Raw genomic sequence first — 15015 nt, forward strand, 5'->3', positions numbered from 1 at the left:
AGAGCAGGCGGGTGCGGCGGTGGTGAACACCGAACCGATCCTCGCCGCGGGGGCTGTGCTGTGGCGCCCGCAGGAGGGAACGGGCACACCGGAGATCGCCGTCGTGCACCGTCCCCGCTACGACGACTGGTCGCTGCCCAAGGGCAAGCTCGACCCGGGTGAGACGGCGCCGGTCGCCGCGGCGCGGGAGATCGCCGAGGAGACCGGCTTCCGCGCCCACCTCGGTCGCCGCCTGCCCTCGGTGAGCTACTCGGTCGACGGCGTCCCCAAGAAGGTGCGGTACTGGGTGGCCCGCTGTGTCGGCGGCGAGTTCACCCCCAACGAAGAAGTGGACGAACTGAAGTGGTTGCCGGTCGAGCAGGCGATGGCGCAGCTGGAGTACGCGCTCGACCGCAAGGTGCTGCGCCGCTTCACCGCGCTGCCCGCCGACACCACGACGGTCCTGATCGTGCGGCACGCCACCGCGGGCAGCAAGTCCCGGTACACCGGTGACGACCGAAAGCGCCCGCTGGACAAGCACGGCCGCGCTCAGGCCGAGGCGCTGGTGAGCCAACTCCTCGCGTTCGGCGCCGGTGACCTGTTCGCCGCCGACCGCGTGCGCTGCCACCAGACGCTGGACCCGCTGGCCGAGGAGCTCGGCGTGCCGATCCGGACCGAGTCCGCGTTGACCGCAGAGGCGTACGCCGACAACCGCAAGAAGGCGCGGCAGCGGGTGCTCGAGATCGCCGCGACCGCCGCGCACCCCGTGATCTGCACGCAGGGGGAGGTCATTCCCGACCTCATCGCCTGGTGGTGCGAGCGGGACGGCGTGCGGCCGGACAAGTCACGCAATCGCAAGGGCAGCACCTGGGTGCTGACGCTGGTGGGCGGACGGCTCGCGTGCGCCGATCACATCAGCTCACCACTGGCCGCGAAGTAGTACCGCCGCACCAGAATTCGGGGCGGCCCCAGCGCATGTCCGGACACACGAAAACGCCGCGGGTACCAGACCCGCGGCGTGTTCGGTGAAACGGACTACTTGCGACCGCGCTTGGCCGGAGCCTTCTTGGCGGGCGCCTTCTTGGCGGGCGCGGCCTTCTTGGCCGGAGCCTTGGTCGCGGCCTTCTTGGCGGGCGCGGCCTTCTTGGCCGGAGCAGCCTTCTTGGCCGGAGCCTTGGTCGCGGCCTTCTTGGCCGGAGCCTTCTTCGCCGGCGCAGCCTTCTTCGCCGGAGCAGCCTTCTTGGCCGGCGCAGCCTTCTTGGCCGGCGCAGCCTTCTTCGCCGGAGCAGCCTTCTTGGCCGGAGCCTTCTTGGCGGGCGCGGCCTTCTTCGCCGGCGCAGCCTTCTTGGCCGGAGCCTTCTTGGCCGCCTTGCGCGCAGTGCTGCCCGCGGTGACACCGCGCTTCACTGCCGGGCCTTCGGCCGGAAGCTTCTGCGCGCCGGAGACAACGGCTTTGAACTGAGCGCCGGGACGGAACGCAGGCACAGACGTCGGCTTGACCTTGACCGTCTCGCCGGTGCGCGGATTACGGGCGACGCGAGCGGCGCGGCGCCGCTGCTCGAAGACACCGAAGCCGGTGATGGTGACGCTGTCACCCTTGTGCACCGCGCGCACGATGGTGTCGACGACGTTCTCCACCGCTGCGGTCGCCTGCCGACGATCCGAGCCCAATTTCTCCGTGAGTACGTCGATGAGCTCTGCTTTGTTCATGCAAAACCTCCGGGAACCAGTGGTCCTCCTTGGACCGACTAGAGGACACGGTAAACCCAATCCCTGCTGATTTCCAAGAGCCACGCGCAATTTCAGGGCGCGCCAGCGAACTTTTTTCAATCCGGTTGGCCCCCTTCGGGTCCTGCCGGACGGGCCCAAAAGCGGATTGCAGCGGGGCGATTTCGCCTATTTCAGCGCCGAATCAGGCCGGCAGGGTACGTGGTTTCCACTCGGGCCGACGCGTTTCGAATTCCTCGATTTCGGCGGCTTTCCGCAGCGTAAGGCCTATATCGTCGAGTCCTTCGAGCAGCCGCCACGCGGTGTAGTCGTCAATGTTGAACGGCACCACAGTCGTTCCCGCGGTGACGGTCCGATCTTGAAGATTGACAGTGATTTCCGTCCCGGGATGCTGCTCGATGATTTTCCACAACAATTCCACGTCGTCCTGTGCCACTTCGGCCGCCAGAAGACCGGCCTTACCCGCGTTTCCCCGGAAAATATCGGCGAATCGGGACGAGATGACCACCCGGAAACCGAAGTCCATGAGCGCCCACACCGCATGTTCGCGTGACGACCCGGTGCCGAAATCGGGCCCCGCCACCAGAACCGAACCCCGGTCGAAGGGCGGTTGATTGAGCACGAAAGCCGGATCGTTGCGCCAGGCCGCGAACAATCCGTCCTCGAATCCTGTGCGCGTCACCCGCTTCAGATAGACCGCCGGGATGATCTGATCGGTGTCGACGTTGGTGCGGCGCAGCGGCACGCCGATTCCGGTATGGGTCGTGAAGGCTTCCATCGCAGTTCTACTTTCCGTGGCTCGTCGCGGGAATGAGGTCGGCCGGGGAGGACAGAGTGCCGCGCACGGCGGTCGCCGCGGCGACCGCGGGCGACACCAGATGGGTGCGGCCGCCCTTGCCCTGCCGTCCCTCGAAATTGCGGTTGGACGTCGAGGCGCACCGCTCCCCCGGGGCGAGCTGGTCGGGATTCATGCCCAGGCACATCGAGCACCCGGCCTGCCGCCACTCCGCGCCCGCCGCGGTGAAGATCTCGCCCAGGCCTTCGGATTCGGCCTGAGCGCGCACCCGCATGGATCCGGGAACGATCAGCATGCGGACCCCGTCGGCGACGGTGCGGCCGCGCAGCACGTCGGCGACCACCCGCAGATCCTCGATCCTGCCGTTGGTGCACGATCCGACGAACACCGCGTCGACCGCGATGTCGCGCATCGGGGTACCCGCCTGAAGGCCCATGTACGCCAAAGCCTTTTCGGCGGTCTGGCGCTGCGCCTCGTCGAACATCTCCTCGGGGTCGGGTACGGACCCGCCCAGCGGCACGCCCTGACCGGGGTTGGTCCCCCAGGTCACGAACGGGCTGAGCGTCGAGGCGTCGATGTGCACCTCGGTGTCGAAATGCGCGCCCTCGTCGGTGCGCAGCTGACGCCACGCGGCGACGGCTTCGTCCCACGCGGCACCGGTCGGGGCGTGCGGGCGGCCCTTGAGGAACTCGAAGGTGGTGTCGTCGGGAGCCACCATGCCGGCGCGGGCGCCCGCCTCGATGCTCATGTTGCAGATCGTCATCCGGCCCTCCATCGACAGCGATTCGATGGCTCTGCCCCGGTATTCGATGACGTGACCCTGTCCACCGCCGGTGCCGATCTGGGCGATCACGGCCAGGATGATGTCCTTGGCGCTGACGCCCGGTGGCAGTTCGCCGTCGACGTTGACCGCCATCGTCCTGAACGGCCGCAGCGGAAGCGTCTGGGTGGCGAGGACGTGTTCGACCTCCGACGTGCCGATGCCCATCGCCAGCGCCCCGAACGCGCCGTGCGTGGACGTGTGGCTGTCGCCGCAGACGATGGTCATGCCGGGCTGCGTCAGACCCAACTGCGGCCCGATGATGTGCACGATGCCCTGCTCGGCATCGCCCATCGGATGCAGTCGGATGCCGAATTCTTCGCAGTTGCGGCGCAACGTCTCCACCTGGGTGCGCGACACCGGGTCGGCGATCGGCTTGTCGATGTCGACCGTGGGCACATTGTGATCCTCGGTGGCGATGGTCAGATCGGGCCGCCGTACCGGACGCCCCGCCAGCCGCAGACCGTCGAACGCCTGCGGGCTGGTGACCTCGTGCACGAGGTGCAGGTCGATGTAGATCAGGTCGGGTTCTCGGGCGTCGCCGGTGCCGGCACCCTCGACGACGACGTGATCGCTCCACACCTTCTCGGCCATGGTGCGCGGGCTGTGCGCGTTGTCCATCTTGACCATCTCACATTCTGGGAAGCTAGTATCTCCTTGTGAGACAGGATAGCGGCATCGGCGTGCTGGACAAAGCGGTGGCGGTGCTGCACGCGGTGGCCGAGTCACCGTGCGGGCTGGCCGATCTGTGCGAGCGCACGGCGCTGCCCCGCGCCACCGCCCACCGGCTGGCCGTCGGACTGGAGACGCACCGGATGCTCTCGCGCGACGGCGACGGGCAGTGGTGCCTCGGCCCCGCGCTCGCCGAGCTGGCCAGCCACGTCCGCGATCCGCTGCTGGCGGCCGGGGCCGCGGTACTGCCGCGCCTGCGGGAACTGACCGGGGAGAGCGTGCAGCTCTACCGCCGCGACGGCACCGCGCGAATCTGCGTCGCGGCACTGGAACCGCCTGCCGGTCTTCGCGATACGGTCCCGATCGGAACGCGTCTGCCGATGACCGCGGGATCGGGGGCCAAGGTGCTGCTCGCCTACGCCGACGCAGCCACCCAGCAGAGCGTGCTTCCCGGCGCGGCGTTCACCGACCGCACTCTGGCGGAGGTGCGCCGGCGGGGATGGGCGCAGAGCGTGGCCGAGCGCGAACCGGGCGTCGCCAGCGTGTCGGCGCCGGTGCGCGACGGGCGCGGAGCCGTCATCGCCGCGGTGTCGGTCTCCGGGCCGATCGACCGGATGGGCCGGCGGCCGGGTGCGCGCTGGGCCGCCGACCTGGTGGCGGCGGCCGATGCGCTGACACGCAGACTCTAGAAACCACAAAGCTCCGGATCGCCGGGATCCGGAGCGGTGGTACCCCCGATGGGATTCGAACCCACGCTACCGCCGTGAGAGGGCGGCGTCCTAGGCCGCTAGACGACGGGGGCTAGAACATGTTTCGGAGGGACAGCATAGCTCAGGGAACAAAGCTGGCCTAATCCGATCGTTGGCTGGGGTACCAGGACTCGAACCTAGAATGGCTGAACCAGAATCAGCTGTGTTGCCAATTACACCATACCCCATTGGCTGCCTATCACTGCAGGTCATAGGCACTTTTCCTGACCCAGCTCACCGCAGTGGCGCTGCGGCGGGCTTCTGGCGGGCCGACGAGCAGACTACCAAAGATCTCGGGGTGCTTTCACACCCCCGGGTCCACCCCCGCCGCGGCGTGGTCCCGGCCCGCCCGCAGCCGGGCCAGCGTGCGCTCGCGGCCCAGCAGCTCCAGCGACTCGTACAGCGGCGGGCTCACCGAGGACCCGGTGACGGCCACCCGCACCGGACCGAAGGCCTTGCGGGGCTTGAGTTCGAGACCGTCGATCAGCGCCCGTTTCAGCGCGTCCTCCAGCGCGGTGTGATTCCACTCGCCGACTGCCTCCAGCGCGGCGATCGCCGCGTCGAGCACCGGCACGGCCTCGGGCCGCAATTCCTTGCCGGCGGACTTCTCGTCCAGACCGAACGCGCCGTCGTCGAGGAACTTGAGCAGATCCCAGGCGTCGCCCAGCACGACGATGCGCGTCTGCACCAGCCCCGCGGCTTCGGCGAACTGCGCCTCGCCCAGACCGGTGTCGTGACCGTGCTCGGCGAAGAACCCAGCGAGACGGCGGGTGAACTCCGCCGGCTCGAGCAACCGGATGTGCTCGGCGTTGAGCGCGTCGGCCTTCTTCTGGTCGAACCGTGCGGGGTTGGAGTTGACGTCGACCACGTCGAACGCCGCGACCATCTCCTCGAGGCTGAACACGTCCCGGTCGTCGGCGATCGACCAACCCAGCAGCGCAAGGTAGTTGAGCAGGCCCTCGGGGATGAAGCCGCGATCGCGGTGCAGGAACAGGTTGGACTGCGGATCACGCTTGGACAGCTTCTTGTTCCCGTCGCCGAGCACCGGCGGCAGGTGCGCGAACCGGGGTGTGCCGTCGGCGACGCCGAGCCGCTCCAGGGCCGCATAGAGCGCGAGCTGGCGCGGTGTGGACGGCAGCAGGTCTTCGCCCCTCAGCACATGCGTGATCTTCATCAGCGCGTCGTCGACCGGATTGACCAACGTGTACAAGGGTTCTCCGTTGCCGCGGGTCAGCGCGAAGTCCGGGATCGAGCCGGCCGGGAACGTCGTCGGTCCGCGGACCAGGTCGTCCCACGTCATGTCGGTGTCGGGCATGCGCAGCCGCACCACCGGCCGGCGGCCCTCGGCGCGGAAAGCCGCCCGCTGCTCGTCGGTGAGGTCGCGGTCGTGGTTGTCGTAGCCGAGCTTGGGGTTGCGACCGGCGGCCAGATGACGGGCTTCCACCTCCTCGGCGGTGGAGAAGGCCTCATAGGCGTCGCCGGCGTCGATCAGCCGGTTCAGCACGTCGGCGTAGAGCTCGCGTCGACCCGACTGCCGGTAGGGCTCATAGGGTCCGCCGACTTCTGGTCCCTCGTCCCAGTCGAGTCCGAGCCATCGCAGCGCGTCGAGCAGCGCCTGGTAACTCTGCTCGCTGTCGCGCGCGGAATCGGTGTCCTCGATCCGGAACACGAAGGTGCCCCCGGTGTGCCGGGCGTACGCCCAGTTGAACAGCGCGGTACGGATCAGCCCGACATGCGGCGTACCGGTCGGCGAGGGGCAGAATCTGACCCGAACGGCCTGAGTGAGACTGGTCACGACTTTCCTTTGCGCACAACGGGATTGGTGAGTGTTCCGATGCCTTCGATGCTGACGCTGACCGTGTCGCCGTGCTCGAGGGGCCCGACGCCCTCAGGGGTTCCGGTCAGGATGAGGTCCCCGGGCAGCAAGGTCATCACCGCGGAGATCCATTCGATGATCGCGCCGATGTCGTGGATCATCAACGACGTTCGGCTGCGCTGCTTGACCTCTCCGTTGACCTCGGTCCGGATCTCCAGATCGGCGGGGTCGACGTCGGTGACGATCCACGGACCGACCGGACAGAACGTGTCGTGGCCCTTGGCGCGCATCCACTGGCCGTCCTTGGCCTGCTGATCGCGGGCGGAGACGTCGTTGGCGATGGTGTACCCGAGGATGTTCTCGGCGGCACGGGCGGCAGGCACGTCCTTGCAGGGCCTGCCGATCACCGCGGCGAGCTCACCCTCGAAGTGCACCGGGTGGGCATCGGCGGGCAGTTGGATCGCGGTGTTGGGCCCGATGATCGCGGTGTTCGGCTTGAGGAAGATGATCGGATCCTCGAACGTGCCGCCGCCCATCTCCTCGATGTGTGCGGCGTAGTTCTTGCCCATGCAGACGACCTTGCTCGCCAGGATCGGGGCCAGCAGTCGAACGTCGGCCAGCGGCCACTGCCGTCCGGTGAAGGTCGGTGAGCCGAACGGGTGTTCGGCGATCTCCCGCGCGACCGCCTCGGCGGGATTCTCGGACGGACCCTCGATGGCGACGAAGGCGACCCCGTCGGGGCTGGCGATTCGACCAAGACGCATGGGCCTCAGCCTAGTGCCCGGCCTACGCCCCGCCGCGCCGACGCCGGAGTCCGGCAGCACATCTCACTATATGGGAAAGTAGTTCAGCATTTTGAGACGCATGTGGAACCATGGCCTTGTGAACACGTCGGCGATCGGCACCGGGCGGCGATGGTCGATGCTGGTCGTCGCCCTCGGCGCGACGTTGTGCGCCAACGTGTTCATCAACGGTGTGGCCTTCCTCATCCCCACGCTGCACCGCGAGCGCGGGCTGGACCTCGCCCAGGCCGGCCTGATGTCGGCGCTGCCCAGCCTCGGCATGGTGGTGACGCTGATCGCGTGGGGGTACGTCGTCGACCGGGTCGGCGAGCGGGTGGTGCTGACGCTGGGGTCGGCGTTGACCGCGGCCGCGGCATTCGGCGCCGCATCGGCGGACTCCCTGGTGGCTGTGGGGATCTTCCTGTTCCTCGGCGGCATGGCGGCGGCGAGCAGCAACACCGCGAGCGGCCGCCTCGTGGTGGGGTGGTTCGACGCCGAGAAGCGCGGCCTGGTGATGGGGATCCGGCAGACCGCCCAGCCGCTGGGGGTCGGCCTGGGCGCGCTGGTGATCCCGCGGCTGGCCGAGACGGGTGGAGTGTCGAGCGCCCTGGCCTTCCCGGCCATCGTCTGCGCGGTCTCGGCGGTGGTGTGCGCCGTGGCCGTGCTCGACCCGCCGCGGCCCGCCCGGGCCGAAGCCGACGACGCCGACTTGGCCAACCCCTACCGCGCCTCGTCACTGCTGGTGCGCATCCACCTGACGTCCCTGCTGCTCGTGGCACCCCAGGCGATGGTGTGGACGTTCACCCTCGCGTGGCTGATCACCGACCGCGGGTGGTCCGCCGGCTCGGCGGGGGCGCTGGTGACCGTCGCCCAGATCCTCGGCGCCGGCGGGCGGATCGGCGCGGGCCGGTGGTCGGATGCCGTGCTCAAGCGCTCCGGTGACGTGCTGAGCTCGCGGATGCGCCCCGTCCGCAGCATCGCCGTGGCCGCCGCCGCGGCGATGGCCCTGCTGGCGCTGACCGATTGGCTGGACTCACCGGTGAGCATCGCGCTGATGATGGTCGCCTCGGTGGTGACGGTGTCGGACAACGGGCTGGCCTTCACGGCGATCGCCGAGATCGCCGGACCGTTCTGGAGCGGACGGGCCCTGGGCACCCAGAACACCACCCAGCTCCTCACCGCCGGGGTCACTCCCCCGCTGTTCGGCGCGCTGATCGGGGTCGCGGGTTACCCGGCGGCCTTCGCGGTGTGCGCGCTGTTCCCGCTGCTGGCGATCCCGGCGGTGCCCGGCACCACTCGCGCTCACCGCGACTGAGCGGCGCGCGGCAGCAGCGCAAGCGCGGCCACCAGGAAGCACAGCGCGCCGAGGAACGTGCCGACGTTGGCCAGCCACTCGTCTTCGGTGACCCCGGTCTTGCGGACGAACGCGGCCACCGCGGACACCGCGAACGCGATGCACCCCAGCAGGTTCACCGCGCCGGCCAGCCAGTCGCGCGAGCGCAGGTCGATCAGGCCCGCCGTGGCGCTGACGGCGATCATGCCCAGGACACCGCTGAGCAGGAACGCCGTCGACCCGGTGGCGTCGGGAACCCACACGTAGCGCCGCTCGGCGGTAACGGCGTGCGCCCACACCGCGGCCCCGGTGCTGAGGTTGAACAGCAGCGTCCCCACGAATTGCAGTGCTGCCGAGGACCATTCGGCGCGCGCATCCGGGTCGGCCAGCCGCAGCTGCATCCAGGCCGCGGTGGTGAAGAACCACGACCCGGCGAAGCAGAGCGCATCGGCCGCGCCGGCACCTGCCCACGAGGGAAAGCCGGGCACGGTGGCGAGCGCGAAGAACGACGAGCCGATCGCGAACAGCCAACACTGGCGCGTCAGCGTCGCGAATCCGGCTATGGCTACAGCTTCCCGATGATGCGCTCGGCGACCTGGGCGGTCGTGAGCCGCTTGTCACCGCGCGTGGCGAGGTGTTCGGCGACCGCCGTGTCGACGCGGGCGGCCGCGTCGAGCTCGCCGAGGTGGGCGAGCAGCAGCGACACACTCATGATGGCCGCCGTCGGATCGGCGATGCCCTGCCCGGCGATGTCGGGCGCGCTGCCGTGCACCGGCTCGAACATCGACGGATTGGTCAGCGTGGCATCGATGTTGCCGCTGGCCGCCAGCCCGATGCCGCCGCACACCGCGGCAGCGAGGTCGGTGATGATGTCGCCGAACAGGTTGTCGGTGACGATGACGTCGAACCGGCCCGGGTCGGTGACCAGGTGGATGGTCGCCGCGTCGACGTGCTGGTAGGCCACCTCGACGTCGGGGTACTCCGCGGCCACGCTCTGCACCGTGCGCCACCACAGCGAGCCTGCGTAGGTCAGCACGTTGTTCTTGTGCACCAGCGTCAGATGCTTGCGGCGGGCCTGGGCGCGGTGGAACGCGTCGTGGACCACGCGGCGCACGCCGTAGGCGGTGTTGACGCTGACCTCGGTGGCGATCTCGTGGGGGGTGTCGACGCGGATCGCGCCGCCGTTGCCGGTGTAGGGCCCCTCGGTGCCCTCCCGCACGACGACGAAGTCGATCTCGGGGTCACCGGCCAGCGGGCTGCGCACCCCCGGGTAGAGCCGGCCCGGACGCAGGTTGATGTGGTGGTCGAGCTCGAAGCGGATCCGCAGCAGCAGACCGCGCTCGAGCACGCCGCTGGGCACCGACGGATCGCCGATCGCGCCGAGCAGGATCGCGTCGTGCCCCTTGAGCTCCTCGAGCACCGAGTCGGGCAGGACCTCGCCGGTCTTGTGGTACTGCCGCGCGCCGAGCTCGTATTCGGTCTTCTCGACACCGGGGAACACGGCGTCGAGGACCGTCAGCGCCTGCCCGATGACTTCGGGGCCGATCCCGTCGCCACCGATCACCGCGAGCTTCACCGGGGACGTCATGACAGATCCACCACTTCCAGCGTCGTCGCGTCGACGTCGCTGCCGATGGCGGCCAGCACGTCCTCGGGCACCTGCCGATCCAGGCGGAGCATGATCGTCGCCCCGCCCCCTTCGGCGTCCTGGCTGAGCTGCGCGGCCAGGATGTTGACCGCCGCGCCGCCGAGCAGCGTGCCGATCTTGCCCAGCGCGCCGGGCCGGTCGTCGTAGTTGATGATCAGGTTGACGCCCTCGGCGCGCAGGTCGAGGTTGCGGCCGTTGATCTGGACGATCTTCTCGACCATCTGCGGGCCCGACAGCGCGCCGGCCACGTTGACCGTCGACCCGTCGGCCGAGACGGCGCGCACGTCGACCACACTGCGGTGATTCGGGCTCTCGGTCTCGGTGTCGATCGAGGCCTCGACGCCGCGCTCGGCGGCCAGCGCCGGCGCGTTGACGAACGTCACGGGGTCCTCGATCACCGCGGAGAACAGGCCGCGCAGCGCCGAGAGCCGCAGCACCTCGACCTCCTCGGAGGCCAATTCCCCGCGCACCTGCACGCACAGGTTGGTCGGCAGTTCGGGCGACAGGGCCCCGGCGAGCAAGCCGAGTTTGCGCACCAGATCGAGCCAGGGCGCGACCTCTTCGCCGACCACACCGCCGCCGACGTTCACCGCGTCGGGCACGAACTCCCCGGCGAGTGCGAGTCGCACGCTGGCGGCCACGTCGGTGCCCGCCCGGTCCTGCGCCTCGGCCGTCGATGCCCCGAGGTGCGGGGTCACCACGACCTGGGGAAGTTCGAACAGCGGGCTGTCGGTGCACGGCTCGGTGGCGAAGACGTCGAGGCCGGCCGCCCGCACATGGCCCCCGGTGATCGCGTCGGCGAGGGCCTGCTCGTCGATCAGCCCGCCGCGGGCGGCGTTGACGATGATCACGCCGGGCTTGGTCTTGGCCAGGGCGTCCTTGCCGATCAGGCCCGCGGTCTCCTTGGTCTTGGGCAGGTGCACCGAGATGAAGTCCGCGCGGGCGAGCAGTTCGTCGAGGGTCAGCAGCTCGATGCCCAGCTGGGCGGCGCGGGCGTGCGAGACGTACGGGTCGTAGGCGGTGATGTGCGCGCCGAAGGCGGCCAGCCGCTGGGCCACCAGCTGGCCGATGCGCCCGAGGCCGACCACGCCGACGGTCTTGCCGAAGATCTCGGTGCCGGAGAACGACGACCGCTTCCAGGTGTGTTCACGCAGGGTCGCGTCGGCGGCCGGGATCTGCCGCGCGGCGGACAGCAGCAGCGCCAGCGCGTGCTCGGCGGCGCTGTGGATGTTCGACGTCGGCGCGTTGACGACCAGCACACCGCGGGTGGTGGCGGCGTCGACGTCGACGTTGTCCAGGCCCACACCGGCGCGGGCGACGATCTTGAGCTTCGGCGCCGCGGCGAACACCTCGGCGTCGACGGTGGTGGCCGAGCGCACCAGCAGGGCGTCGGCGTCGGCGACCGCGGCCAGGAGCTTCTCCCGGTCGGGGCCGTCGACCCAGCGAACCTCGACCTGGTCCCCCAGGGCCTCGACGGTCGATGGGGCCAGCTTGTCGGCGATCAGTACCACGGGCAGACTCACGAGGCTTCAGCGTAATGGGCTCTAATGGCGGGGTGGACGTCACCGTCGTCGGAAGCGGCCCCAACGGCTTGGCGGCCGCCGTGATCTGTGCGCGCGCCGGGCTGTCCGTGCGGGTCATCGAAGCCCAGTCGACGTTCGGCGGCGGCGCGCGCAGCCAGGCCGACCCCGACTATCCCGGCGTGCTGCACGACGTCTGCTCTGCGGTGCACCCGCTGGGGATGGTCTCCCCGTTCTTCGCCGAGTTCGACCTCGCCGCCCGCGGTGTCGAACTGGTCACCCCGGAGGTGTCCTACGCCAATCCGCTGCCGGACCGCGCGGCGGCGGTCGCCTACCGCTCGCTGGACCGCACGTGCGACGAATTGGAGGACGGTTCGTCGTGGCGGCGGCTGTTCGGTCCGCTCACCGACCACGTCGACGGGGTGCTCGGCTTCTTCCTCGGCGACAAGCGCTCGCTCCCTCCCGATCTCGTCACCACCGTCCGCACCGGTCTGCGGGTCCTCGCGATGGGCAGCCCGGCGTGGGGTCTGCTGCGCGGCGACGATGCCCAGGCCCTGTTCACCGGTGTTGGCGTGCACGCCATTTCGCGCATGCCCTCCCCCGTCAACAGCGGCGCCGGCTTGATGCTCGGCACCGTGGCCCACACCGCCGGCTGGCCGGTGCCGGTGGGTGGCACCCAGACGATCGCCGACGCGCTGCTCGCCGACGTGCGGGCCCACGGCGGCGAACTGGTGCTCGGCGAACCCGTCACCACCCCGCCCGACGGTGTGGTCATCTGGGACACCGCGCCGACCGCGCTGCTCGACATCTACGGCGACCGGGTGCCGTCGCGGTACGCGAAGGCGTTGCAGCGGTACAGGTTCGGCCCCGGGGTGTGCAAGGTCGACTTCGTCCTCTCCGGTGACATCCCGTGGCGTGATCCGCGGGTCGGCCGGGCGCCGACGGTGCACATGGGCGGGACGCGCGCGCAGATGGCGCTCGCCGAGCGGGAGATCGCCGCGGGCCGGCACGCCGCGTGGCCGATGACGTTGGCCGCCCTGCCGCACCTGGCCGACCCCTCGCGCATCGACGAGCAGGGCCGTCGACCGCTGTGGACCTACTCCCACGTCCCGGCCAACTCACCGGCCGACCTCACCGAGACCGTGACCGCCCAGTTCGAACGTGCCGCGCCGGGATTCCGGGATCTGGTGCTGGCCGCCCGGTGCGTGCCCGCCGCCCGGATGGCCGACCACAACGCGAACTACGTCGGCGGCGACATCATCGTCGGCGGGGCGACGCTGTTCGCCGCCATGATCGGCCCCACGTGGCGGCTGAACCCGTGGACGACGCCGATCCCGAGGGCGTACCTGTGCTCGTCGGCCACGCCGCCGGGCACCGGGGTGCACGGCATGTCGGGCTACTACGCGGCGCGCACGGTGCTGCGGCGCGAATTCGGCATCACCACCATGCCGCGCCTTTCGCCGTAGCTTCTGCCGCGCGGATCCGTAGGCTGCCCGGTATGACGAAGCTCGCAGTGATCTATTACTCGGCCACCGGCCACGGCACCGCGATGGCGAACCGTGTCGCCGCCACCGCGGAGTCGGCAGGCGCCGACGTGCGGTTGCGCCACATCGCCGAGACCCGCGACCCCGAGTCGTTCGCGGGCAACTCCGCGTGGTCGGCCAATTACGAAGCCACCAAAGATCTTCCGGCCGCCACCGGGGACGACATCGTGTGGGCCGACGCGGTGATCTTCGGCTCGCCCACCCGGTTCGGCAACACCGCGTCGCAGTTTCGCGCGTTCATCGATTCGCTGGGCGGGCTGTGGGCCCAGGGCAAGCTCGCCGACAAGGTGTACGCGGGGTTCACGTCGTCGCAGACCGCCCACGGCGGACAGGAGACCACGCTGATCACGCTGTACATCACGCTGATGCACTTCGGCGGGATCATCGTGCCGCCGGGTTACACCGACGGGGTGAAGTTCGCCGACGGGAACCCCTACGGCGTCGGCCATGTCACCGGCCCGGAGAATCGCAACGAGCTCGAGGACGCGACGCTGGACGCGCTCGACCACCTGGCCCGCCGCGTCGTCGGCGTCGCCGACCGCCTGTCCTGAGAGCGATTTCGGCGTGGCCGGTCGCGCTATCCGCGACTGACCACGCCGAAATCACAAGGGATCAGGCCGTTTCGGTGATCGGCCGGTCCACCCAGCTCATCAGGTCGCGCAGCTTCTTGCCGGTGACCTCGATGGGGTGCTCGGCGTTCTCCTTGCGCAGCTGCTCGAGCTCCTTGTTGCCTCCCTCGACGTTGGCCACGAGCCGCTTGACGAAGGTGCCGTCCTGGATGTCGGCCAGGATGTCCTTCATCCGCTTCTTGGTGTCGGCGTCGATCACCCGCGGCCCGGACAGGTAGCCGCCGAACTCCGCGGTGTCGGACACCGAGTAGTTCATCCGGGCGATACCGCCCTCGTACATCAGGTCGACGATCAGCTTGAGCTCGTGCAGCACCTCGAAGTACGCGAGCTCGGGGGCGTAGCCGGCCTCGACCATGACCTCGAAGCCGGTCTTGACGAGTTCCTCGGTGCCGCCGCACAACACGGCCTGCTCACCGAACAGGTCGGTCTCGGTCTCGTCCTTGAACGTGGTCTTGATGACGCCGGCGCGGGCACCGCCGATCGCCTTGGCGTAGGACAGGGCCAGGGCCAGGCCCTCACCCTTGGGGTCCTGCTCGACCGCGACCAGGCAGGGCACGCCCTTGCCGTCGACGAACTGCCGGCGCACCAGGTGTCCGGGGCCCTTGGGCGCCACCATGCCGATGGTCACGCTGGCCGGCGGCTTGATCAGACCGAAGTGGATGTTGAGGCCGTGGCCGAAGAACAGCGCGTTGCCGTCCTCGAGATTGGGCTCGATGTCATTGGTGAAGATCTCGGCCTGCGCGGTGTCGGGCGCCAGCAGCATGATCACGTCGGCCCACTTGGCGACCTCGGCGGGGGTGTCGACGTCGAGGCCCTGCTCGGTGACCTTCTCGCGCGACTTGGAGCCCTCCTTGAGGCCCACCTTCACCTGAACGCCGGAGTCGCGCAGGCTCAACGAGTGCGCATGCCCCTGGCTGCCGTAGCCGATGACGCCGACCTTGCGGCCCTGGATGATCGACAGGTCCGCGTCGTCGTCATAGAACATCTCAACTGCCATTG

At 69.6% G+C, this 15015-nt stretch carries 14 protein-coding genes and 2 tRNA genes; 5 read left to right on the top strand and 11 right to left on the bottom strand.

The annotated features are described in order from the left end of the window. Positions 1-19: 19 nt before the first annotated feature. Positions 20-919, top strand: coding sequence for an 8-oxo-(d)GTP phosphatase MutT1 (mutT1, locus tag MCHLDSM_RS11225; protein WP_048470106.1), 900 nt, complete (start codon positions 20-22; stop codon positions 917-919). Between the two features lie 95 nt (positions 920-1014). Here mutT1 and MCHLDSM_RS11230 read toward each other — a convergent pair whose 3' ends face one another. From MCHLDSM_RS11230 to leuC, 3 genes are all read right to left on the bottom strand, one after another. Beyond that, the gene (locus MCHLDSM_RS11230) at positions 1015-1689 is read right to left on the bottom strand and encodes an HU family DNA-binding protein (protein WP_048470107.1); all 675 of its coding nucleotides are present in this window, start codon (positions 1687-1689) and stop codon (positions 1015-1017) included. 202 nt (positions 1690-1891) lie between these two features. Next, positions 1892-2485 carry a 3-isopropylmalate dehydratase small subunit gene (leuD, locus tag MCHLDSM_RS11235; protein ID WP_048470108.1) on the bottom strand — a complete coding sequence of 198 codons (594 nt, stop codon included), beginning with the start codon at positions 2483-2485 and terminating at the stop codon, positions 1892-1894. Positions 2486-2492: 7 nt separating this feature from the next. Beyond that, positions 2493-3944, bottom strand: coding sequence for a 3-isopropylmalate dehydratase large subunit (leuC, locus tag MCHLDSM_RS11240; protein ID WP_048470293.1), 1452 nt, complete (start codon positions 3942-3944; stop codon positions 2493-2495). A 38-nt stretch (positions 3945-3982) separates the two neighbouring features. On the opposite strand from leuC, the gene MCHLDSM_RS11245 reads away from it, so the two are divergent. Then, complete coding sequence (locus tag MCHLDSM_RS11245; protein ID WP_048470109.1) at positions 3983-4684, top strand: IclR family transcriptional regulator; 702 nt, start codon at positions 3983-3985, stop codon at positions 4682-4684. A 37-nt stretch (positions 4685-4721) separates the two neighbouring features. Here MCHLDSM_RS11245 and MCHLDSM_RS11250 read toward each other — a convergent pair. The 4 genes from MCHLDSM_RS11250 to MCHLDSM_RS11265 all read right to left on the bottom strand — a co-directional run bounded on the left by MCHLDSM_RS11250 (position 4722) and on the right by MCHLDSM_RS11265 (position 7324). Continuing rightward, positions 4722-4797, bottom strand: a tRNA-Glu gene (locus MCHLDSM_RS11250). 60 nt (positions 4798-4857) lie between these two features. Further along, positions 4858-4932, bottom strand: a tRNA-Gln gene (locus MCHLDSM_RS11255). Between the two features lie 116 nt (positions 4933-5048). Continuing rightward, on the bottom strand, positions 5049-6539 hold the full coding sequence (gltX, locus tag MCHLDSM_RS11260; protein WP_048470110.1) for a glutamate--tRNA ligase: 1491 nt from the start codon (positions 6537-6539) through the stop codon (positions 5049-5051). Continuing rightward, the gene (locus MCHLDSM_RS11265) at positions 6536-7324 is read right to left on the bottom strand and encodes a fumarylacetoacetate hydrolase family protein (protein ID WP_048470111.1); all 789 of its coding nucleotides are present in this window, start codon (positions 7322-7324) and stop codon (positions 6536-6538) included. Before MCHLDSM_RS11265 ends, gltX begins: the two co-directional genes overlap by 4 nt. A gap of 157 nt (positions 7325-7481) precedes the next feature. On the opposite strand from MCHLDSM_RS11265, the gene MCHLDSM_RS11270 reads away from it, so the two are divergent. After that, positions 7482-8657, top strand: coding sequence for an MFS transporter (locus MCHLDSM_RS11270; protein ID WP_407661923.1), 1176 nt, complete (start codon positions 7482-7484; stop codon positions 8655-8657). On the opposite strand, the gene MCHLDSM_RS11275 is transcribed toward MCHLDSM_RS11270, so the two are convergent. From MCHLDSM_RS11275 to serA, 3 genes are read right to left on the bottom strand one after another with little or no spacing between them, the layout of a single operon-like run. Next, positions 8645-9238, bottom strand: coding sequence for a hypothetical protein (locus MCHLDSM_RS11275; protein WP_048470113.1), 594 nt, complete (start codon positions 9236-9238; stop codon positions 8645-8647). The two genes, MCHLDSM_RS11270 and MCHLDSM_RS11275, sit on opposite strands and share 13 nt — an antisense overlap. A gap of 2 nt (positions 9239-9240) precedes the next feature. Next, positions 9241-10251, bottom strand: coding sequence for a 3-isopropylmalate dehydrogenase (locus MCHLDSM_RS11280; protein WP_048470294.1), 1011 nt, complete (start codon positions 10249-10251; stop codon positions 9241-9243). Positions 10252-10259: 8 nt separating this feature from the next. Next, on the bottom strand, positions 10260-11846 hold the full coding sequence (gene serA / locus MCHLDSM_RS11285) for a phosphoglycerate dehydrogenase (RefSeq protein WP_048470114.1): 1587 nt from the start codon (positions 11844-11846) through the stop codon (positions 10260-10262). Between the two features lie 32 nt (positions 11847-11878). On the opposite strand from serA, the gene MCHLDSM_RS11290 reads away from it, so the two are divergent. Both MCHLDSM_RS11290 and wrbA read left to right on the top strand, forming a co-directional pair. Further along, the gene (locus MCHLDSM_RS11290) at positions 11879-13309 is read left to right on the top strand and encodes a phytoene desaturase family protein (RefSeq protein WP_201780373.1); all 1431 of its coding nucleotides are present in this window, start codon (positions 11879-11881) and stop codon (positions 13307-13309) included. A gap of 32 nt (positions 13310-13341) precedes the next feature. Further along, positions 13342-13938, top strand: coding sequence for an NAD(P)H:quinone oxidoreductase (gene wrbA / locus MCHLDSM_RS11295; protein ID WP_048470116.1), 597 nt, complete (start codon positions 13342-13344; stop codon positions 13936-13938). A gap of 61 nt (positions 13939-13999) precedes the next feature. Here wrbA and ilvC read toward each other — a convergent pair whose 3' ends face one another. Further along, the gene (gene ilvC, locus MCHLDSM_RS11300) at positions 14000-15001 is read right to left on the bottom strand and encodes a ketol-acid reductoisomerase (protein WP_174545894.1); all 1002 of its coding nucleotides are present in this window, start codon (positions 14999-15001) and stop codon (positions 14000-14002) included. Positions 15002-15015: the final 14 nt, after the last annotated feature.

It is taken from the genome of Mycolicibacterium chlorophenolicum (genome assembly GCF_001044235.1).
Classification (GTDB): domain Bacteria; phylum Actinomycetota; class Actinomycetes; order Mycobacteriales; family Mycobacteriaceae; genus Mycobacterium; species Mycobacterium chlorophenolicum.